The organism is Pseudomonas sp. URIL14HWK12:I5 (assembly GCF_900176445.1).
Taxonomy (GTDB): domain Bacteria; phylum Pseudomonadota; class Gammaproteobacteria; order Pseudomonadales; family Pseudomonadaceae; genus Aquipseudomonas; species Aquipseudomonas monteilii.
In genome coordinates, this window is record NZ_FWXQ01000007.1 from 43,042 (window position 1) to 61,969 (window position 18,928).

The window sequence follows — 18,928 nt, forward strand, 5'->3', positions numbered from 1 at the left end:
GGTCATACCCGTTCAATGGCTCGGTCGCCGAACAGGCCGGCCGGGCGGATGTAAAGGAAGATCAGCGCCAGGAAGTAGGCGAACCAAGGGGTGATGCCACCGCCGATCAACGGCCCGATGTAGGCTTCGGCCAGGTTCTCTGCGGCACCCACGATCAGGCCGCCGACAATCGCCCCGCCAATCGAGGTGAACCCACCGATGATCAGTACCGGCAGCGCCTTGAGCACCACCAGCGACAACGAGAACTGCACGCCTTGGCGTGCGCCCCACAGCAGCCCGGCCACCAGCCCGACCACGCCCGCCACGGCCCACACCACCTGCCAGATGCGGTTGAGGTTGATGCCCAGCGATAACGCCGCGCGGGTATCGTCGGCCACCGCGCGCAAGGCCAGGCCGATGCGGGTGCAGTTGAACAGCACGGCCAGCAGCGTTACCAGTGCGGCGGAAACACCAGCGGCCACCAGGTCGAACTGGCTCATCATGATGTCGCCGACGAACAGCGGCACGTCTTCGATGCCCAGGTCCAGCGCGCGCACCTGAGCCCCCATCAGCCCTTGGGCCAGCCCTTCGATGATGAACGACAGGCCCAGCGTAGCCATGAACAAGGTGATCTGTGAGCGGTTGACCAGTGGCCGCAGCACCAGCCGTTCGATCAGCAGTGCGCCGATGATCATCACCACCACGGTAATGGCCAGCGCCACGGCAAACGGCAGGCCTTGCTGGTGCAGGCTGACGAAGGTCAATGCAGCAAACAGCAGCATGGCGCCCTGGGCAAAGTTGAACACGCCGCTGGCCTTGTAGATCAGCACGAAGCCGATCGCCACCAGCGAATACATGGTGCCGGCGAGCAGGCCGCCGATCAGGGTTTCGAGGAAGAAGTTCATCAGTGTGCTGCCCCCAGGTACGCGGCGATTACATCGGGGTTGGCCTGCACGTCGGCGGGCGAGCCATCCCCCACCTTGCGCCCGTAATCCAGCACCACCACATGGTTGGACAGGCCCATCACCACTTGAATGTCGTGCTCGATCAGGATCACCGTGGTGCCAAGGTCACGATTGATATCGGCGATGAAGCGGCTCATTTCCTGCTTCTCTTCGGTGTTCATGCCGGCCATCGGTTCGTCGAGCAGCAACAGCGTCGGATGGGCGATCAGCGCACGGCCCAGCTCCACGCGTTTCTGCAGGCCATAGGGCAGGCTGCCAACGGCCACCTCGCGCCAGGCCTGCAATTCCAGAAACTCCAGCACCTGCTCGGCGCGTTCGGCAAACGCCCGCGCCTCGCGGCGGGCACGTGGCAAACCCAGCGCCTGCTCCAGGAAGAAACTGCGCTGAAAGCGCGACAGCCCGGTCAGCAGGTTGTCGAGCACGCTCATCTTCTTGAACAACGCGTTGTTCTGGAACGTGCGGCCAATGCCCAGCCGTGCGGCGGTCAGCGGGTGCGGGCGGCGCAGCGGCTGTTCGGCGAAAAACAGCTGGCCGGCATCAGCGCGATAGACGCCGTTGAGGATGTTCAGCAGTGAGCTTTTACCGGCGCCATTGGGCCCGATCAGGGCGCAGATCTCCCCGCGTCTTACGCTGAATGACAAGTCTGATATCGCCTTGACGCCCTTGAACGACAGCGACACGTTGCGCACCTCCAGCAAGGCGCTCATGCCGCACGCTCCAGGTAATCACGCAGCCAGGCCGGCCGCGCCGTGCCCGAGGCAACAGGGGCACTGGGCACATCGATGCGTTGCAGGCGCTGGAAGCCGAGCAATTGCCGCACGCGGGTTTTCAGCCAGCGCCGCAGGCCGCGTTGCGGATCTTGCTGCACCCAGTCGCACAGCCGCCGTTGCCAACTGCCGGCAGGCGGCAGCCGTGCCTCTATCTCATCGGCCAGTGCCTGCACCCGCTCAGCAGACAGCAGCAACGCCGTCGGGGCGATTTCGCGGCGATCGCGGCTGGCCGACTCGGCCGTTTCCGGAAACGCCAGGCCTTCACCCCGCTCCAGCCAGCGGTCGAGCAGGTGTGTCAGGCCTTCGCGCCATTCACTGCCTTCATCGACCCAGAGCACCTCGTCCCGGGTGACCTGTGCCCACCCCAAACGCTGCGCTGCAGGTGCAGCACCGACAAACAGCGCCGACAGCGGCTGAACCTGCCATTGGCCTGTGAGCACGGCGTCGGCTTGCGGCGTAAACAACCGCAGCGGCCATTGGCCGTGCAACCCCGTTTGCAGCCATTGCGCCACCTGTTCGCGGCGCTGGACAAAGGCGAACCCCGGGTGGGCCAGGCGCAGCTGGCGTTGCAAGTCTTCGCCCCGGCTGTTGGCGGGGATCAGCAGGGTATGGCCATTCAGGCGCCGTGCGGCCAACGCAAGCAACACCAGGCTGGGCTCATAGGCGCCGCTCAAGGCAAGCCGCGCGCCTGCCACGAAGCCCTGCTGGCTCAAGCCATCGGCCAGGCGTTCGACTTCTCGCTGTACGTCGATCCAGCGCCAGGCCTTCCACACGCCCAGGCGCCGATGGCGCAGGGCGACCCGGGTTGGGCGCTCCCGGGCCCAGCGCTGCAGGGCCTGCAAGTGGCTGTCGGCCACGGCATCAGCCTGCGGCGGGGTAAATTCATGCACATTCATCGCGTGGCTCCCTGTCGGCTCAGGCCGGCTCGGTAATGCTGGCCGGGGTGGGTTGGCGGCTCAGGTCGCGGTAACCGGCAGCGGGGTGCGTGGCCGGCAGCCGTGGGCCGTCACCGAACAGCTTCTCGCGCAGGGTGCCGGGGCGGTATTCGGTCTTGTAGGCCCCCCGTTGCTGCAGTTCGGGCACCAGCAGCTCGACCACATCGCGGAAGGTTTCGTGGGCCAGGGCATAGGTTAGGTTGAAGCCGTCAACATCGGTTTCTTCAACCCAGGCCTGTAACTCGTCCGCTACGGTCTGCGCACTGCCGACGATCAGCGGGCCAAAGCCGCCGATGCCGACCCAGTCGGCCAGCTCCTGCACGGTCCAGCGCTTGTTCGGGTCGGCGGTGGAAAACGCCTCGACAGCCGACTGGATGGCATTGGTGTGGATATGCTCCAGCACCTGGTCGGGCTGGTACTTGCTGAAGTCGATGCCGGTCCAGCCGGAAATCAGCGCCAGGGCGCCTTCGTAGCTGGCGTAGCTTTTCAGCTCCTGCCATTTGGCCTGGGCCTTGGCATCGGTATCGTCGACGATCACTGTCTGCATGTTGAAGATCAGCACCTTGCGCGGGTCGCGCCCGGCCTCGGCGGCACGGCGGCGAATGTCGGCCACGGTCTTTTTCAAAATGACCTTGGACGGCGCGGCGACGAACACGCATTCGGCGTGGCCGGCAGCGAAATTTTTGCCGCGGCTGGACGCACCGGCCTGGTACAGCACCGGTGTACGTTGCGGCGACGGCTCGCACAGGTGGATGCCCGGGACCTGGAAGTGTTTGCCGTGGTGGCGGATCTCGTGGACTTTGCGCGGGTCGGTGAACAGGCCTGTTTCGCGGTCGCGCACCACCGCACCGTCTTCCCAACTGCCTTCGAACAGCTTGTACAGCACCTCCAGGTACTCGTCGGCGTAATCGTAGCGGGCGTCATGGTCGCTCAGCGCCTTCTGCCCAAGGTTGCGCGCACCGCTGTCGAGGTAAGAGGTGACGATGTTCCAGCCGATGCGGCCCTTGGTCAGGTGGTCGAGGGTCGATAGCCGACGGGCGAATGGGTACGGGTGCTCGAAGGTGAGCGAGGCCGTCAGGCCGAAACCGAGGTGCTCGGTGACCAGCGCCATGGGCGTGATCAGTGCCAGCGGATCGTTCACCGGCACCTGGGCCGCCTGGCGGATGGCCGCGTCGCCATTGCCGCCCAGCACATCGTAGATGCCGATCACGTCGGCGATGAAGATGCCGTCGAACTTGCCGCGCTCCAGCAGCTTGGCCAGGTCGGTCCAGTAGTCCAGGTCCTTGTACTGCCAGGCGCGGTCCTTGGGGTGGCGCCACAGGCCGGGCGACTGGTGGCCGACACAGTTCATTTCGAAGGCGTTCAAACGAATTTCACGTGGCATGGGGACTCCTGTTCGATAGGCTCGGCACCCTTGCAAGGTGCCCTTCCTGCTCTATCAACACGATTCATGCCAAAAAATTAATCTTTATAAATCAGCATCTTATAAAAAAATCAACGCGTCCTTTGCCTGCGTGACGACACCAGTGTCGATCAAGTGTCTACTGGCGAACAGCAGGTTTTGCGGGTTGGTTTTAGCCGGATGGCGCCTGACCCGTTAAGATGAACGACTCTTCAACCAGATGCAGACCACAATGCCCAACGACGCACCCATCGGCCCAGGTCGGCCAAAGGACCTGGCCAAGCGCGAAGCGATTCTCGAAGCGGCCAAGGCGCTGTTCCTTAGCCTTGGCTATGCCAACACCAGCATGGATGCGGTCGCTGCGGCGGCAGGTGTTTCAAAGCTCACCGTGTACAGCCACTTCACCGACAAGCAGACCTTGTTCTGCTCGGCGGTCATGGCCACCTGCCAGATCCAGCTGCCTGACTTGCTGTTCGAGTACCCCGAAGGTGTACCAATAGAAGAGGTACTGCTGACCATTGCCCGTGGTTTCCAGTCTCTGATCAGCAGTGACGAAGCGGTCAAGCTCAGCCGCCTGATCATGGCCCAGGGCAGCCTGGACGCGAGCTTTGGCGAGTATTTCTACGAGGCCGGGCCCAAGCGCGTGCTGGCGGGGATGGAAGCGCTGCTGCGCGGGGCGGATGAACGTGGGCTGCTGCGCATCGACGACCCGCTGCGGGCGGCGGAGCACTTCTTCTGCCTGGTGAAAGGCGCGCCGGATTATCGCTTGCTGCTGGGCTGTGCGGGGCCGCTGGAAGGCGAAGAGGCCGAGGCGCATGTGCGGGAGGTGGTGGGGGTGTTTGTGCGGGCGTTCAAGCCCTGAAATTCGGGTGCCTGTACCGGCCTCTTCACGGCTCTAGCCGCGAAGAGGCCGGTACAGGCACAACAGAATCAGGCCTTCAGTGCCTTCTTCGGGTAGATGTCATACCGGCTCGACTTACCCTCCAGGCTATGGCTCGGCTTGGGCCCATCAATGATCGGCGCCTTGCGCGGCCGCTTCACCACCACCCGGTGGCTGGCCAGCGCCAGAGCGGCTTCGAGCAGGGCCGGGGCGTCCAGGTCGTCACCCACCAAGGGCCGGAACACGCGCATTTCCTTTTTCACTAGGGCGCTCTTGTCGCGGTGCGGGAACATCGGGTCGAGGTAGATCACCTGCGGGGCCTCGCCTTCCCAGGCGCGCATGCGCTCGATGGCGTTGCCGGTCAGCAAGCGCATGCGCCCGACGATCGGGCCCACCTCGTCATCCGACCGCGCCCGCGCCAGGCCATCCTCCAGCAACGCGGCAATCAGCGGCTGGCGCTCGATCAGGGTCACCTGGCAGCCCAGGCTGGCCAGAACGAACGCATCCTTGCCAAGACCTGCCGTGGCATCCAGCACCTGCGGCCGCACGCCTTGGGCAATGCCCACGGCCTTGGCGATCATCTGCCCGTTGCCACCGCCAAACTGGCGCCGGTGCGCCGCCTGGCCTTCGACAAAGTCCACCCGCACCGGCCCCGGTGCCTGCGGGCCCAGTTGCTGAATCTGCAAACCCTCGGCGCCCACCTGCACGGCGAAGCCGGCGCTATCGTCCTGTAGCGGCAGGCTTAGACGCTCGGCCCACGCCTTGGCCTGTTCCGCATACTCAGTCGACATCGCTTCGACCCTGATACCCGTGCCTTGCTCTACCATCGTCCACACCTAAAAAGTCAAACCAAGCCTTAATGAATCGGCAGCCACGGCCGATACAGGCAATATCCCGCTATTCTGCCAGAGCACAACGCGCGCGACTGCCATGTCAGATACTCTTCCCATCGGCTTGACCTATTTGTCGCCCGTCGGCAACTACAGTCAGCACAATACCCAGGCACTCGGGGGCGTGAGCCACCTGTGGCAGGACTTTTTTGCCCGGGCCATGGCCGAGCAGCAGGAAGAGCCCGTAGACAGCGTCAGCCAGTCGTTCGTGCAGTATGACCAGGACAGCGGCGAACCCATCGGCGGCGCCCGCGCACTGGCGCTGATCGACGCCCAGCGCGCGTGCCCGGTGCAAGACATCGAGGTAGCACCACCCGAGCCGCTGTTCCTGCCCAAGGCAGAGCTTGAAGCCAAGCTGCTGCCCCCTGCCCCCGAGCCATTCAGTGCCCTGGAACTGATCGAGCAGCAGCGTCAGCTCGATATCAGCAACAGCTGGATGCGCCCGGTGGTGATGAGCCAGGGCCAGCCGATTACCGAGCCCGGCCCAGGCCCTACCCCGCGCTCATTGTTCCTGCCCATCGCCGAATTCGAAACCGACCTGCTGGACCCGGCGCCCGAACCGTTTGATGACGCAACCTTGGCCAAGCAGCAGAACGACCTGGAGTTCGACATCCACTGGGCGCGTCCAGTGGTGCTGAACAACTTGCGCGTTCACGCCTGAGGCTAACGGCAGACCTGCCAGCGCCCCATGTCCAGATGAAAGTGGTTATGGTGCGCGGCGTTGTAGCCCGGCCCCAGTACCGTGCTGAAGCTCTCGCAGGCCGCCTGCTGCACTTGGCGCAAGAATTCCGCCTTCTGCCCACCTGCCTGCCAGTCACGCGCCAACACGATGCGCTGGCCGTCCTGCAGGCGAAAACCGCTGATATCCAGTGCATTGGCCGTGGCGTGCTGGCTCAGGCGGCCCTGTTTGCGGTGGTAGACATTGCGGCAGGCGAAACTGCCCAGGTGGTCGACCTGCGTCACCGGTTGCCCCAGCACCCGCTGCGCCACCGGCTGCAAGCCATGTGCTTCGAACAGCGCGTAGGCCACTGCCAGCGGGCAACTGGCCAGGAAGCTGCTGCTGAGCCGCGCCTGGCCGCCTTCGATTCGCCAGGCATTCTGCAACGGGCAGTTGGCCGAATTCGGGCTGTCGGCTTGCGCCCGGTAACGCAACTGGCTGGTTCCCAGCGCCTGGCGGCACAGCGCCGGGTCATCGCGCAGGCGTGCCAGCTTGTAAGGGGTCAACAGGTTGGGCGGCTGACGCACATCCAGCGGCGCCCAGGGGTTCCATGCGCCAGGCAGGCGCCAGCTGTAATGCCAGGCCAGGCCAGCCAACAACAGCAGGCCGGCCAGCAGCGCCAGCACAGGCTTCATCAGCGTCGGAACAGGTCGTTCAGCTGAGCGAACGGCAGTGCCTGCTCTCCATAGCCGAATGTACCCTCATCGCGAATTTCCAGCGCAGCACGGTGGAACGCCCCCAAGGCGGCGCGAGCCAGCGACGAGCCGACACTGATGCGGCGCACACCCAGGTCCTGCAACTGTTTCACGCTCAGTGACACACCCGCCATGCCCATCAACACGTTCACCGGGCGCGGCGCCACAGCCTGCACCACAGCACGAATTTCCTCGACGGTACGCAGGCCCGGGGCGTAAAGCACATCGGCGCCGGCTTCGGCGTAAGCCTGCAAGCGCTTGATGGTGTCGTCCAGGTCCATGCGCCCGTGCAGCAGGTTTTCTGCCCGGGCGCACAGGGTGAACGGGAACGGCAGGCTACGGGCAGCCTGCACGGCGGCGCGAACGCGCTCCACCGCAAGCCCCACGTCATAGATGGGCAATTCGCTGCGGCCACTGGCATCCTCGATGGAGCCGCCCACCAAACCCGCTTCAGCGGCACGCAAGATGGTATTGGCGCAATCCTCGGGCAGGTCGCCAAAGCCGTTTTCCAGGTCGGCAGCCACTGGCAAGGGGGTCGCATCGACAATCTCCCCGGCATTGTCCAGTGTGTCCTCCAGGTTCAAGGCACCTTCGGCATCCGGGCGGCCCAGGCTGAAGGCCAGGCCGGCACTGGTCGTGGCCAGTGCCTCGAAACCCAGGCTGGCCAACAACTTGGCGGAGCCGGCATCCCACGGATTGGGGATGACGAACGCGCCATTACGTTCATGCAGTGCCTTGAAGGCTTCGGCTCGCAGGGTTTGCACATCCATGAATCAACCTCCGGCAGTCAGGGAAAGGTCAGAGTAGCCCCAGTTGTTCGACCTCGGGTGCGCGCGGCAATTCAGGCAAAGAATCGAGGCCCGGCAGGCGTGCCATCAGGCGTTGATGGAACCGTTGGGCCAGGGCTGCGGCCAGACGATTGTCCGAGGTGTGCAGGAAGATGTAGGGGCTGCGGCCCTCTTCGATCCAGGCGGCGACCTTTTCTACCCAGGGGGTAAGGAAGGCCTCATTAGCCTCCAGCTCAGGGTGGCCAATGAAGCGCACCTGCGGGTGCTGGCTGAAGGCTGCAGGGCGTGGTGGCACCTTGGGTTTCTTGGACTGCGCGTGCAGCACGGCAGCATCGCGTGAAGTGCAACTGAACAACGCACGCGGGTCGAGGCAGATACGCTCCACCCCGCGCTCGTGCAGCAGGCGGTTGAGCAGGCGCTCTTCGTCACCCTTGGCAAAAAAGGCCTGGTTGCGCACCTCCACCGCCACCGGCACGCCGATTTCATCAAGGAAGTGGCAAAGCTCGCCCAGCCGTGCCGGGCCGAACAGCGCCGGCAACTGCAACCAGTACGGCGATACGCGCTGCCCCAGCGGGGCCATCAGGCGTGTGAAATCGAAAGCAGGCTCAAGCTGATCACGCAGGTCACCCTCGTGGCTGATGTCACGGGGAAACTTGGCAGTGAAACGAAAGTGCTCAGGCATCACCTGCGCCCAGCGGGCAAGGGTGCCGGGGGCGGGGCGTGCGTAGAAGGTGGTGTTGCCCTCGACAGCGTTGAACACCTGGCTGTAGAGGCCAAGCATCTGATTGCTGTTGGCGTCGGCGGGGTACAGGTAGTCACGCCAGGCGTTTTCACTCCACGACGGGCAACCGAGAAAATAAGGCAGTGGTGATGGACTCATCCATCAAATGTACAGGTCGAGCCCCAGTACTTCCATGTCCCAATCGGTGAAACCGGCAGTATTCAGGTAACTGGCCAATGCGGTGGCTGTGCGCCGGTCACGGGCGCGGGGGAAGATCATGTCCTGCGGGCGGGCAGGCAAGCCACCGCTGCGGCGGCGGGCGGTGGTTTCCTGAGGCGCCGTGGCGTTCTCTTCGATCACCTCGGCGTCATCGATGGCCTCGTCACGCACCGCTGCCTTGCGCGGCGCGCGCTTGATCGGGTAGGACTGCGATGAGAAACCGTCGATACGCATGGCATGAATACTCAGGACCAATGATGGCAATTTAGCAGCATCAGTGTTCCGTCGCTAATGCTTAAGTGATAACTGGACCACAGATCGCGCAGAAGGTTTGGGGGTTACCGTCGATAACCGACGAACAGCATTCAGTGCTTCTTTGGCGTAGCGACATTATCGCGCAGGTAAACCGGTTGCGCCTGCTCGGCGCCGATCGCTTCGCCACGGGCCCAGGCGAAGCTGGCCAGGCTGAGCACGTCCAGAGCGTTAGGCAAGGCACTGGCATTGCTGGCAGCCACCTGCACCGCCAGGCGCTCGGCATAGCCCCAACCGGTGCCGGCCCCGAACCACTCGCCTTCGCTGTCTGCCGGCAGCGCTACCTGCTCGGGCGGCAACACCGCTTCGCGGCCAACCAGGCGCATTTCGCCCGCCGTGGCCTGATAGCAGCCCCAGTACACTTCATCCATGCGCGCATCGATGGCAGCCGCCACCTGTTGCACGCCCTGCTCGCGCAATGCACCCTGGGCCAGCGCAGCCAGGTTGGACACCGGCAGCACCGGGCGCTCCAGCGCGAAGGCCAGGCCCTGGACCACACCAATGGCAATGCGCACGCCGGTGAAGGCGCCCGGGCCGCGGCCAAAGGCGATGGCATCCAGTTGATTCAGCGCAACGCCCGACTCGGCCAGCAACTGCTTGATCATCGGCAGCAGCTTCTGCGCGTGCTGACGTGGGATCACCTCGTAATGGCTGGTTACCTTGCCGTCATGCAGCAGCGCAACGGAACAGGCTTCGGTGGCGGTATCCAGGGCCAGCAGGGTGGTCATCGAACGGGTATCCAGATGCAGGGAAAAGAGCGGCAGTATAAACGACAACGGCCCGCTAGCGGGCCGTTGTCGATGGGTGTCAGGCGCTGGATCAGCTCAGGGCTGCCAGAACCTTGGCGGTGATGGCTTCAACCGAGCCGACACCTTCGATGTGGCTGTACTTCGGCTTGCCGGCGTTGGCGGCCGACAGCTTCTGGTAGAAGTCCACCAGCGGCTTGGTCTGGCTGTGGTAGACCGACAGGCGATGGCGAACGGTTTCTTCCTTGTCGTCGTCGCGCTGGATCAGGTCTTCGCCAGTCTCGTCGTCCTTGCCTTCCACTTTCGGCGGGTTGTACTGAATGTGGTAGGTGCGGCCCGAGGCCAGGTGCACGCGGCGGCCCGCCATGCGACCAACGATTTCTTCGTCGTCCACGGCAATTTCGACCACGGCGTCGATGTCGACACCGGCAGCGACCATGGCTTCGGCTTGCGGGATGGTGCGTGGGAAGCCGTCGAACAGGCAGCCGTTGGCGCAATCAGGCTGAGCGATGCGCTCCTTGACCAGGCTGATGATCAGCTCGTCGGAGACCAGCTGGCCGGCATCCATGACTTTCTTCAGCTCCAGGCCCAGCGGGGTGCCGGCCTTGACAGCGGCACGCAGCATGTCACCGGTGGAGATCTGTGGAATACCGAACTTTTCGGTGATGAACTTTGCCTGAGTACCTTTACCGGCCCCGGGAGCTCCCAGCAGAATTACGCGCATCTTGTGCTCCTCAAATTTTTTTATGAAATTCAATGGATTCGGCAACCAGGGCCAAGTCCGGAAAATCGGGTATGACCCAAAATCGGTCAGAAGGCTGCTCAAGATACACAGCGCCCGGCAGCCAGACAAGCGTCCCAAAGTTGCAGGAATGCGCCACTTGCGGCTGACCTGGCAGGTGGTTGCGCCCGGCGCAACCACCCTCCCCTTACCCATGCAGGGTCTGCACGGCACACATTCAGGGCAGCCCGCACGCGCCCTCAGCCGGTGTTGCGCAGCCCGGCGGCAATACCCGCCACGGTCACCAGCAAGGCCTGCTCCAACGGGCTGTCCAGAGCGGCTTCGCGGCTGCGCGAGCGAGCCAGCAACTCGGCCTGCAGGCGGTGCAGCGGGTCCAGGTAGGTGTTGCGCAGGCTGATGAATTCCAGCGTTTCGGGGCTGTGCGCCAGTAGCACCGGCTGCCCGGTCAGGCCCAGTACCACCTGGCAGGACTGCGACAATAGGTCGCGCAGGTGTGCACCTAAAGGAAGCAAGTGCGGTTGCACCAGACGTTCGTCGTAGGCCTCGGCAATTTGCGCATCGGCCTTGGCCAGCACCATCTCCAGCATGTCGATACGGGTGCGGAAGAACGGCCACTGTTCGCGCATCTGCGCCAGCAGCTCGCCCTGGCCACGGGCCAATGCGTTGCTCAGGGCCGTTTCCCAGCCCAGCCAGGCCGGCAGCATCAGGCGCGTCTGGGTCCAGCCGAAAATCCACGGGATGGCCCGCAGGCTTTCGATGCCTCCAGCGCGACGCTTGGCCGGGCGGCTGCCCAGTGGCAGGCGCCCCAACTCCTGTTCCGGTGTCGACTGACGGAAGTATTCGACAAAATCGGGGTTGTCCCGCACCACGCTGCGGTAGGCCTTGACGCCATCGGCAGCCAGCTGGTCCATCACCTCACGCCAGGCCGGCTGCGGGGGCGGTGGTGGCAACAGCGTGGCTTCGAGCACGGCAGCCAGGTACAGGTTGAGGTTTTGCTCGGCAATGCCCGGCAAACCGAACTTGAAGCGGATCATCTCGCCCTGTTCGGTGGTGCGGAAACGTCCCGCCACCGATCCCGGCGGTTGCGACAGGATCGCCGCGTGGGCGGGGCCACCGCCGCGCCCTACCGTGCCGCCACGGCCGTGGAACAGCAGCAGTTCGACCTGATGTTCGGCACAAATGCGCACCAGGTTTTCCTGGGCCCGGTACTGCGCCCAGGCCGCCGCCGTAGTGCCAGCGTCCTTGGCTGAGTCGGAGTAGCCAATCATCACTTCCTGCGGGCCGCGCAGCCCGGCGCGGTAACCTGGCAGGCCGAGCAGTCGCTGCATCACGGGGCCAGCGTTGTCCAGGTCGGCCAGGGTTTCGAAAAGCGGTACCACGCGCATGGGGCGGGTAAGGCCGGCTTCCTTGAGCAGCAGTTGCACCGCCAGCACATCCGAAGCGGCACCGGCCATGGAAATGACGTAGGAGCCCAGGGAGGCAGCCGGCGCGGCGGCCACTTCGCGACAGGTGGCCAGCACTTCGGCGGTATCCGCTTGCGGCTTGAAATGCGCAGGCAGCAGGGGCCGACGGTTCTTCAGCTCGGCCTGGAGGAATTCGATGCGCTGCTCTTCATCCCAGTCGGCATAGCGCCCCAGGCCCAGGTAGTCGGTAATCTCGGTCAGTGCGTCACGGTGGCGGGCAGCGTCCTGGCGCACATCCAGGCGGCCCAGGAACAGGCCAAAGGTGACAGCGCGGCGCAGGCAGTCCAGCAGCGGGCCTTCGGCGATCACGCCCATGCCGCATTCGTGCAGCGACTGGTAGCACAGCTCCAGCGGTGCGATCAGGTCGCGGTTATCCACCAGCACGTCGGCGCTGGCCGGTTGGCTGCTGGTCAATGCCGAATGCGCCCAGGCACGCGTCGCCCGTAGCCGGTCGCGCAACTGCTTGAGCACGGCCCGGTAGGGCTCGACAGTGTCGCCAACCTGTTCGCGCAGGGCCTCGTTGGCCTGCTGCATGGACAGCTCCGCAGCCAATGCATCGATGTCACGCAGGAACAGGTCGGCGGCCATCCAGCGGGCCAGCAGCAACACTTCGCGGGTGACGGCGGCAGTCACGTTGGGGTTGCCGTCACGGTCACCGCCCATCCACGAGGCAAAGCGGATTGGCGCGGCTTCAAGCGGCAGACGCAGGCCGGTGGCCTCCAGCAGCGCCTTGTCGACCTTGCGCAGGTGGCTGGGGATGGCGTGCCAGAGCGAATGCTCAATCACTGCAAAGCCCCACTTGGCTTCGTCTACCGGCGTGGGGCGGGTGCGGCGGATTTCTTCGGTGTGCCAGGCCTCGGCAATCAGCCGGCGCAGGCGTTCGCGTACCTGCTGGCGTTCGGCCGGGGTCAGGTCGCGGTGGTCCTGGGCAGCCAGCTGGCCGGCGATGGCGTCGTACTTCTGAATCAGGGTGCGGCGGGCCACTTCGGTGGGGTGTGCGGTCAGTACCAGCTGGATGTCGAGCTTGGCCAGTTGCCGAGCCAGGGCATCGTTACCAAGCCCGGCCTGCTTCAGGCGGGCCAGCAACTCGGGCAGCACACGGGCCTCGAAGGGTTCGGGCTGGTCAGCGTCGCGACGGCGGATCAACTGGTACTGCTCGGCCATGTTGGCCAGGTTGAGGAACTGGTTGAAGGCCCTGGCCACGGGCAGCAGGTCTTCTTCGGCCAGGTCTGCCAGGGTCGAGCTCAGTTGCTCGCCGGGGCCGCGCCGGTCGGCCTTGGCACTGTAGCGGATGTCCTCGATCTTCTGCAGGAACGCATCGCCATGCTGCTGGCGAATGGTTTCGCCGAGCAGCTCACCCAACACATGGACATCTTCACGCAAACGCACATCGATATCGGTCATTGGCCCTCTCTTTGGCGCGGCTCTGGCGCACTCCTGTACACAGCTCTCCCGAAGAGTGCCCCCAGGCTGGAGGCAATGGCAAGCCGTGATCGGCTAAAGCAAACTAAAGTGAAGGCATAACACTCCCATGCCATGCAGCCTTAGCAGGCGTAACCAGAGGTCATCATGAAAATCCGTGAACTCGCCCAGCACTGGGAACAGAATGCCGCCGGCACCCTCAGCCGCACGGGCCATGTCCTGCACCTTGACCTGGAGTCAGAGGCGCGTCTGGCCGCGCTGATCGACATGTACCCCAAACGTACCGCCGAGGAATTGCTCGGCGAACTGGTAGCCGCCGCCCTTGAAGAGGTGGAGGCCAGCTTCCCCTATGTGCAGGGCCGTCAGGTCATCGCCACCGATGAAGAAGGCGACCCGCTGTACGAAGATATAGGGCCTACCCCACGCTTTCTGTCGCTCTCGCGCCAGCACCTGCACAGCCTGAGCAACACCGCTGCCGACAGCGACGAATAACCTCCGCGCCACCGTTCCGGGCCTGCTCGAGGCCCGGAATACCGCTTTCGCCCGCGAAAGTTCAAGAAAATCCTCGCTGACCAATCAGTCAGAAATAATCGCTCGTGCGGATCACTTTTTTCGGAACCATTCGAAAAACGATCGAGTCGGAGCCAATAGCCATCACGCTAAAACCCTGCACACCTGTCCTTGTGCACCGTTCAGCTGAAGCGCACGGAGTTGTCAGGGAATGAGCGATGGACTGCTACGGACATCGTCGTAATCAGGAGTGATCCAATGGAGCTGACCACCATGAAAACCCGCACTAGCAAACTGTCATCCACTCACGTGCGCGGGTTCAAGCTGGCCGCGCTGGCCCTGGGCAGTAGCCTGGTCCTGGCCGGCTGTGCTGGCAACCCGCCTACCGAGCAGTATGCCGTTACCCAGTCCGCCGTGAACGCCGCCGTCAGCGCTGGCGGTACCGAGTTCGCCGCCGTGGAGATGAAAGCGGCCCAGGACAAGTTCAAGCAGGCCGAAATCGCCATGCACGACAAAAAGTATGACGAAGCCAAACTGCTGGCCCAGCAAGCCGAGTGGGACGCACGCCTCGCCGAACGCAAGGCCCAGGCGGCCAAGGCCCAGAAGGCCGTGCAGGACGCCCGCCAGGGTGTCCAGGACGTACGTGAGGAAGGCCTGCGCAGCGCTCAGTGAGCCCTGCCCCGCCAACCTTAGCCTTCGCACACGATCAAAGGATGAACACTATGCGCAATTACGTCATGATTCCCGCCCTGCTGGCCCTGAGCGTCGGCCTTGCTGCCTGCTCGCACGACCCTAACGCCAACCTGGAGGCGGCCCGCACCAACTTCTCCTCGCTGCAGAGCGACCCGCAATCGAGCAAGGTGGCGGCGCTGGAGACCAAGGACGCCCAGGACTGGCTTAACAAGGCCGACAAGGCCTACATGGACCGGGAAGACCAGAAGAAGGTCGACCAACTCGCCTACCTGACCAACCAGCGTGTCGAGGTGGCCAAGCAGACCATCGCCCTGCGTACCGCCGAAGGCGAGCTGAAAAACGCCGCTGCGCAACGCGCCCAGGCCAAGCTGGACGCCCGCGACGCACAGATCGCCAAGCTGCAGGACAGCCTCAACGCCAAGCAGACCGATCGCGGTACGCTGGTCACCTTCGGGGACGTGCTGTTCGACTTCAACAAGGCCGAGCTCAAGAGCAACGCCTACCCGAACATCACCAAGCTGGCCCAGTTCCTTCAGGAAAACCCTGAGCGCAAGGTGATTGTCGAGGGCTACACCGACAGCGTCGGTTCGGCCAACTACAACCAGAGCCTGTCCGAACGCCGCGCGGGTTCCGTGCGCATGGCGCTGGTGCGTGCCGGCGTAGACCCTGCGCGCATCGTCGCCCAGGGTTACGGCAAGGAGTACCCGGTAGCGGACAACGGCAGCAATTCGGGCCGGGCGCAAAACCGTCGGGTGGAGGTGACCATCTCCAACGACAACCAGCCGGTGGCGCCACGTTCGGTGAGCCAGGTCAGCCAGTAAGACCGGTTGGCTTAACCCAAGACCCCGCCTTCCTGGCGGGGTTTTTATTTGGGCGTTTGGTCTCGTGCCTTTAGAGATGTGGTGATTGGGAGACCGAGCGCCGCCCGCGCGGCGCATCGCGGGCGGCGCTCGATTTCCCAGGCGCCACAAAAATCACTTCGCTCCCTCACTGCACCTGCTGCGGTGTTTCCTCGCCCATGCAGCGCACGGCACGCTTGCGGTTGTCCACCAGCACGCCGGTCAGGCCTTTCTGCTGGGTGTCGAACAGCACCAGCACGCCATCGACGCACTGGGCCACTTGCGGCGCCGGGTCCAGCGAAACCTTGTAGTCCTCGCCCGGGATGGTCTTGAGCATGGTGAAGTCCTGCAACAACAGGGCATCCTCGGGTTTGGCGAAATGCAGGTAACCGTAGTACCACAAGGCCCCCACCGTCACGATGATGCTGCCGACGCCGGTCAGGATCAGCGGGATGGCGTTGCGCTCTTCACTCATTGCTTGTTCTTCTCGTCAGGGTAATTGGGCACTTCGGCCAGGCGCCGAAGGCCGTTGAAATGGCTGGGGTCGTCAAGGAAACGCAGCATCACCTGGCGCCAGGTAGGGTCGGCGAAGGTCTGCACATGGCCGCCTCGGGTCAGCTGCAGTACCCGTGGTGGCGGTGCGTGCTGGTACAGGCGGATGCCGTTGTCCATCGGCACCAGGTTGTCGTCGATGCTGTGGAAGAACAGCTTGGGCGGGCTGCTCAACTGCTCGATCGAACGGATTGCACTGTCGCCGTCCGGCACCAGCCACGACAGTGGCACCTGCAACGGCCAGGTCATCCATGACGTGCTGAGGGCATAGCGCCCTACCCCACGGTAACTGGCCGGTACGCCATCGAACACCAGGGCGCTGAAGCGCTGGCGCTGGTCGGGGTGGGCCGCCAGGTAGTGGATTGCCATGGCGCCGCCAAGGCTTTGCCCCAGCAGCACCAAAGGCTTGCCCTTGACCTCGGGTGCCTGGTCCAGCCAGGCCATGGCCGCCGCGATGTCTTCATACACCTCAGGCAGGGTCGGCGTGCCCTGCGACAGGCCATAGCCACGGTAATCGATCATCAGCACCTGGTAGCCCTGCTCCGGCAGCCAATAGCTACCCCCCAGGTGCCCAGGCAGGTTGCCGCCGTTGCCGTGCAAATGCAGTACCGTGCCCTTCACCTCGACACCCGCCTTGGCCGGCAACCACCAGCCGTGCAGGCGCAGGCCGTCCGACGTGACAAGGGTGACATCGCGGTAGTCGAGTCTGGCCCGTTCGGGGGTGAATGCCTGGCCACGCTCGGGATAGAACAGCAGGCTGCTGCAGCCGCCAAGGCCCAGCAGGACCAGGCCAAGCGCCAGCAGGCGGCAGCACTCAGAGAATGTTCGCGTAGTCGGCTTCAATACGGTCCAGGCTCAGGTGGTTGAGGAAGTTGGAGAAGCACATCCACGCCGACAGTGCGTTAAGGTCGCGGAACTGTTCGGGCAGGTACTTGGGCGGCTCGACCAGCCCCTCCTCCACCAACTGGCGCAAGGTACGCATGTCTTCCAGCGTGGTCTTGCCACAGAACAGCAACGGGATCTGTTCGAGCTTGCCCTTCTTCACGGCCAACTGAATGTAGTTGTAAACCATGATGAAGCCCTTGAGGTAGGACAAGTCCTTGGTGAATGGCAGGCCATTGGGCACCGAGCCGCGGAACACCCGGCTGGCGTTGCTGTAGCTCTGCGCCATCTCGAAGCCTTGCTCGCGGAAGAAATTGAACACCTGGAGGAAATCGGCGCCCTCCTCGACCATGTGGATGGCGCGGGTGCGGTTGGTGAGCTTGCGCAGGCGGCTGGGGTAGGAAGCAAAGGCGATGACCTCCATGAGAATCGCCAGGCCTTCCTGGGTTACCGTCGACGAGGGCGGGCCCTTGGCCAGGAAGGTGCAGATCGGCTGGTTCAGGCCGTTGAGCGTGGTGCCCACATGGACCAGCCCTTCGTGCACTTCGAGGGCACGCACATCACGGCTGTTGAACATGGCATCGGCGCGCACCTTGATGTAGTCGGCGCCAGCGGCGGCATCGGCCACGATCCCGTCAGATTCGAATACCCGAATGGTCTCCTCGGCTTCACCGAACACCTTGTTCAGCCGACGCTGGAGGATATCTACGGCCTCCTTGGCGGTGAGGTTTTTCGGTTCGTCCTTGAGATCGCCACGGCCATCGATGTTGTTCAGGTAATCCGAGAGCATGAGGCCGAGGTCGGCCAAGGTCGGGTCACCGGCGTGGAAGGCATCGGAGGCGGCGCCGTACAGTTCCTGAGAGATGAGGCCGAAATCCTCGGTGCCACGCGCTTCGAGCATGCGCACCACCATGCGGTATTCGCGGCACATACGCTTCATGATCTGCCCGACCGGGTTGAACTGGCCAAGCTGGCGAATGATGTCGCGCTCGATGGCCTGGAACTCGGCCTTGACCGCGCCGGAGTCGAACGCCAGCGGGCGCGACTGGTAATAAGCACGGTCGACGGCCGGCGGCTCCTTGCCCTTGGCGTTGAGAAAGCCCTGGCGAATGTTGTCGTCCCACTTCACCGCGTCCAGTACCCGGATCGGGGTCTGGGCTGCAACGATGCGGTCGGACAAGGCGCGGATGGTTCGCTGGTATTCGTCCACCGGGGACTCCTTTCTAGTACAGGCAACTACTTGCCAGAACGCTGGAACCGCGCCACTTCAACGAACAGGTCGGAGTTGGCCGGGTCATCCAGATAGGCCAGCACCCGCGCAGCCGGGCTGTCGATCAGCACGCCGTCGCCGTTGTCTTCCGGCACCTCGGTACCACGCCCGGTCAGTTCCTTCTTGTCCACCGCCTGCTGCACCTGCTCGACGTCCAGGTTGTACACCACCAGTTCCTTGCCATCGACGATATCGAAACCGCCAATCAGGAAGTTGCCACCCAGGCGCTTGGGCACGCCGGCCGACAGGTACCAGCGGTTGCCGTGGCGGGAGACGGTGAATACATATTCCTCAGGCTTCTTGCCCTTGGCCGTGGCAACGGCCTTATAGGCATCTGCACCGCTGCGGCTGATGGTCAGCTTCAACGGCTCGCCCCAGGCGTCCTTGCTGCTCCACTTGCCCAACAGGGCCTTGGGCGCCGCCTGGTTACTCGGCAACGGCTCATGGAAGGTCACCAGACAACCGCCCAGCAGCAGGAATGACAAAGTCAACAGCACCACACGCCAGGCTTTCATCAGGTTCTCCTTGAAAAGTC

Annotated in this window: 21 protein-coding genes; 5 read left to right on the top strand and 16 right to left on the bottom strand. The window is 64.0% G+C overall.

What is annotated here, in order from left to right; genetic code table 11:
* Positions 1-2: 2 nt before the first annotated feature.
* Genes B9A31_RS16905 through B9A31_RS16920 form a run of 4 tightly spaced genes read right to left on the bottom strand, consistent with a single transcriptional unit; the run spans position 3 to position 4,033 of the window.
* Entirely contained in the window at positions 3-884 is an 882-nt protein-coding gene (locus B9A31_RS16905; protein ID WP_025753728.1) for a branched-chain amino acid ABC transporter permease, read from the bottom strand.
* Positions 884-1,651: an ABC transporter ATP-binding protein gene (locus B9A31_RS16910; RefSeq protein ID WP_019098069.1), complete on the bottom strand. Its 768-nt coding sequence runs from the start codon at positions 1,649-1,651 to the stop codon at positions 884-886. Before B9A31_RS16910 ends, B9A31_RS16905 begins: the two co-directional genes overlap by 1 nt.
* Entirely contained in the window at positions 1,648-2,610 is a 963-nt protein-coding gene (locus B9A31_RS16915) for an AMP-binding protein (protein ID WP_027609573.1), read from the bottom strand. The genes B9A31_RS16910 and B9A31_RS16915 overlap by 4 nt, the downstream gene beginning before the upstream one ends.
* Before the next feature lie 19 nt (positions 2,611-2,629).
* The gene (locus B9A31_RS16920) at positions 2,630-4,033 is read right to left on the bottom strand and encodes an LLM class flavin-dependent oxidoreductase (RefSeq protein ID WP_019098925.1); all 1,404 of its coding nucleotides are present in this window, start codon (positions 4,031-4,033) and stop codon (positions 2,630-2,632) included.
* 238 nt (positions 4,034-4,271) lie between these two features.
* Between B9A31_RS16920 and B9A31_RS16925 the strand changes: the two genes are divergently transcribed.
* Positions 4,272-4,913: a TetR/AcrR family transcriptional regulator gene (locus B9A31_RS16925; protein WP_025753730.1), complete on the top strand. Its 642-nt coding sequence runs from the start codon at positions 4,272-4,274 to the stop codon at positions 4,911-4,913.
* A 68-nt stretch (positions 4,914-4,981) separates the two neighbouring features.
* Here the strand turns inward: B9A31_RS16925 and B9A31_RS16930 are convergent, their stop codons facing one another.
* Entirely contained in the window at positions 4,982-5,758 is a 777-nt protein-coding gene (locus B9A31_RS16930; RefSeq protein ID WP_084297165.1) for a class I SAM-dependent methyltransferase, read from the bottom strand.
* 103 nt (positions 5,759-5,861) lie between these two features.
* Here B9A31_RS16930 and B9A31_RS16935 point away from each other — a divergent pair, with 103 nt between their 5' ends.
* A complete protein-coding gene (locus tag B9A31_RS16935; RefSeq protein WP_027615515.1) occupies positions 5,862-6,482 on the top strand; it encodes a hypothetical protein in 621 nt (206 codons plus the stop codon).
* Positions 6,483-6,484: 2 nt separating this feature from the next.
* Here B9A31_RS16935 and B9A31_RS16940 read toward each other — a convergent pair whose 3' ends face one another.
* The 7 genes from B9A31_RS16940 to ppc all read right to left on the bottom strand — a co-directional run bounded on the left by B9A31_RS16940 (position 6,485) and on the right by ppc (position 13,629).
* Positions 6,485-7,174, bottom strand: a complete 690-nt coding sequence (locus B9A31_RS16940) for an extensin-like domain-containing protein (protein WP_084297166.1) — start codon at positions 7,172-7,174, stop codon at positions 6,485-6,487.
* Positions 7,174-8,004, bottom strand: coding sequence for an isocitrate lyase/PEP mutase family protein (locus tag B9A31_RS16945; protein ID WP_025753732.1), 831 nt, complete (start codon positions 8,002-8,004; stop codon positions 7,174-7,176). The genes B9A31_RS16940 and B9A31_RS16945 overlap by 1 nt, the downstream gene beginning before the upstream one ends.
* A 28-nt stretch (positions 8,005-8,032) precedes the next feature.
* A complete protein-coding gene (locus B9A31_RS16950; RefSeq protein ID WP_025753733.1) occupies positions 8,033-8,902 on the bottom strand; it encodes a DUF72 domain-containing protein in 870 nt (289 codons plus the stop codon).
* A 3-nt stretch (positions 8,903-8,905) separates the two neighbouring features.
* Positions 8,906-9,196 carry a hypothetical protein gene (locus B9A31_RS16955; RefSeq protein ID WP_019097633.1) on the bottom strand — a complete coding sequence of 97 codons (291 nt, stop codon included), beginning with the start codon at positions 9,194-9,196 and terminating at the stop codon, positions 8,906-8,908.
* Between the two features lie 131 nt (positions 9,197-9,327).
* Entirely contained in the window at positions 9,328-10,002 is a 675-nt protein-coding gene (gene tsaB / locus B9A31_RS16960; RefSeq protein ID WP_016712962.1) for a tRNA (adenosine(37)-N6)-threonylcarbamoyltransferase complex dimerization subunit type 1 TsaB, read from the bottom strand.
* A 91-nt stretch (positions 10,003-10,093) separates the two neighbouring features.
* A complete protein-coding gene (gene adk / locus B9A31_RS16965; RefSeq protein WP_016712963.1) occupies positions 10,094-10,744 on the bottom strand; it encodes an adenylate kinase in 651 nt (216 codons plus the stop codon).
* Positions 10,745-11,001: 257 nt separating this feature from the next.
* A complete protein-coding gene (ppc, locus tag B9A31_RS16970) occupies positions 11,002-13,629 on the bottom strand; it encodes a phosphoenolpyruvate carboxylase (RefSeq protein ID WP_025753734.1) in 2,628 nt (875 codons plus the stop codon).
* Positions 13,630-13,794: 165 nt separating this feature from the next.
* Here ppc and B9A31_RS16975 point away from each other — a divergent pair, with 165 nt between their 5' ends.
* The 3 genes from B9A31_RS16975 to B9A31_RS16985 all read left to right on the top strand — a co-directional run bounded on the left by B9A31_RS16975 (position 13,795) and on the right by B9A31_RS16985 (position 15,671).
* The gene (locus B9A31_RS16975; protein WP_025753735.1) at positions 13,795-14,139 is read left to right on the top strand and encodes a hypothetical protein; all 345 of its coding nucleotides are present in this window, start codon (positions 13,795-13,797) and stop codon (positions 14,137-14,139) included.
* A 276-nt stretch (positions 14,140-14,415) separates the two neighbouring features.
* On the top strand, positions 14,416-14,829 hold the full coding sequence (locus tag B9A31_RS16980) for a DUF4398 domain-containing protein (protein WP_016712966.1): 414 nt from the start codon (positions 14,416-14,418) through the stop codon (positions 14,827-14,829).
* Positions 14,830-14,879: 50 nt separating this feature from the next.
* On the top strand, positions 14,880-15,671 hold the full coding sequence (locus B9A31_RS16985) for an OmpA family protein (RefSeq protein WP_016712967.1): 792 nt from the start codon (positions 14,880-14,882) through the stop codon (positions 15,669-15,671).
* A gap of 166 nt (positions 15,672-15,837) precedes the next feature.
* Here the strand turns inward: B9A31_RS16985 and B9A31_RS16990 are convergent, their stop codons facing one another.
* The 4 genes from B9A31_RS16990 to B9A31_RS17005 are packed head-to-tail and all read right to left on the bottom strand — an operon-like array spanning position 15,838 to position 18,908.
* The gene (locus tag B9A31_RS16990; protein ID WP_003252219.1) at positions 15,838-16,164 is read right to left on the bottom strand and encodes a hypothetical protein; all 327 of its coding nucleotides are present in this window, start codon (positions 16,162-16,164) and stop codon (positions 15,838-15,840) included.
* Entirely contained in the window at positions 16,161-17,084 is a 924-nt protein-coding gene (locus B9A31_RS16995) for an alpha/beta hydrolase (protein ID WP_016712968.1), read from the bottom strand. The genes B9A31_RS16990 and B9A31_RS16995 overlap by 4 nt, the downstream gene beginning before the upstream one ends.
* Positions 17,056-18,333: a flavohemoglobin expression-modulating QEGLA motif protein gene (locus B9A31_RS17000; RefSeq protein ID WP_027609570.1), complete on the bottom strand. Its 1,278-nt coding sequence runs from the start codon at positions 18,331-18,333 to the stop codon at positions 17,056-17,058. The genes B9A31_RS16995 and B9A31_RS17000 overlap by 29 nt, the downstream gene beginning before the upstream one ends.
* A 26-nt stretch (positions 18,334-18,359) precedes the next feature.
* Positions 18,360-18,908, bottom strand: a complete 549-nt coding sequence (locus B9A31_RS17005) for a hypothetical protein (protein WP_016712970.1) — start codon at positions 18,906-18,908, stop codon at positions 18,360-18,362.
* Positions 18,909-18,928: the final 20 nt, after the last annotated feature.

Bases quoted from the DNA above. Each gene is read 5' to 3' on its own strand.
- B9A31_RS16990 (WP_003252219.1), bottom strand. From the start codon at position 16,164: ATGAGTGAAGAGCGCAACGCCATCCCGCTGATCCTGACCGGCGTCGGC.
- B9A31_RS16925 (WP_025753730.1), top strand. From the start codon at position 4,272: ATGCAGACCACAATGCCCAACGACGCACCCATCGGCCCAGGTCGGCCA.
- B9A31_RS16950 (WP_025753733.1), bottom strand. From the start codon at position 8,902: ATGAGTCCATCACCACTGCCTTATTTTCTCGGTTGCCCGTCGTGGAGT.
- B9A31_RS16920 (WP_019098925.1), bottom strand. From the start codon at position 4,033: ATGCCACGTGAAATTCGTTTGAACGCCTTCGAAATGAACTGTGTCGGC.
- B9A31_RS17005 (WP_016712970.1), bottom strand. From the start codon at position 18,908: ATGAAAGCCTGGCGTGTGGTGCTGTTGACTTTGTCATTCCTGCTGCTG.
- B9A31_RS16945 (WP_025753732.1), bottom strand. From the start codon at position 8,004: ATGGATGTGCAAACCCTGCGAGCCGAAGCCTTCAAGGCACTGCATGAA.
- B9A31_RS16975 (WP_025753735.1), top strand. From the start codon at position 13,795: ATGAAAATCCGTGAACTCGCCCAGCACTGGGAACAGAATGCCGCCGGC.
- ppc (WP_025753734.1), bottom strand. From the start codon at position 13,629: ATGACCGATATCGATGTGCGTTTGCGTGAAGATGTCCATGTGTTGGGT.
- tsaB (WP_016712962.1), bottom strand. From the start codon at position 10,002: ATGACCACCCTGCTGGCCCTGGATACCGCCACCGAAGCCTGTTCCGTT.
- B9A31_RS16930 (WP_084297165.1), bottom strand. From the start codon at position 5,758: ATGGTAGAGCAAGGCACGGGTATCAGGGTCGAAGCGATGTCGACTGAG.
- B9A31_RS16940 (WP_084297166.1), bottom strand. From the start codon at position 7,174: ATGAAGCCTGTGCTGGCGCTGCTGGCCGGCCTGCTGTTGTTGGCTGGC.
- B9A31_RS16915 (WP_027609573.1), bottom strand. From the start codon at position 2,610: ATGAATGTGCATGAATTTACCCCGCCGCAGGCTGATGCCGTGGCCGAC.
- B9A31_RS16980 (WP_016712966.1), top strand. From the start codon at position 14,416: ATGGAGCTGACCACCATGAAAACCCGCACTAGCAAACTGTCATCCACT.
- B9A31_RS16935 (WP_027615515.1), top strand. From the start codon at position 5,862: ATGTCAGATACTCTTCCCATCGGCTTGACCTATTTGTCGCCCGTCGGC.
- B9A31_RS16905 (WP_025753728.1), bottom strand. From the start codon at position 884: ATGAACTTCTTCCTCGAAACCCTGATCGGCGGCCTGCTCGCCGGCACC.
- B9A31_RS16985 (WP_016712967.1), top strand. From the start codon at position 14,880: ATGCGCAATTACGTCATGATTCCCGCCCTGCTGGCCCTGAGCGTCGGC.
- B9A31_RS16910 (WP_019098069.1), bottom strand. From the start codon at position 1,651: ATGAGCGCCTTGCTGGAGGTGCGCAACGTGTCGCTGTCGTTCAAGGGC.
- B9A31_RS16955 (WP_019097633.1), bottom strand. From the start codon at position 9,196: ATGCGTATCGACGGTTTCTCATCGCAGTCCTACCCGATCAAGCGCGCG.
- adk (WP_016712963.1), bottom strand. From the start codon at position 10,744: ATGCGCGTAATTCTGCTGGGAGCTCCCGGGGCCGGTAAAGGTACTCAG.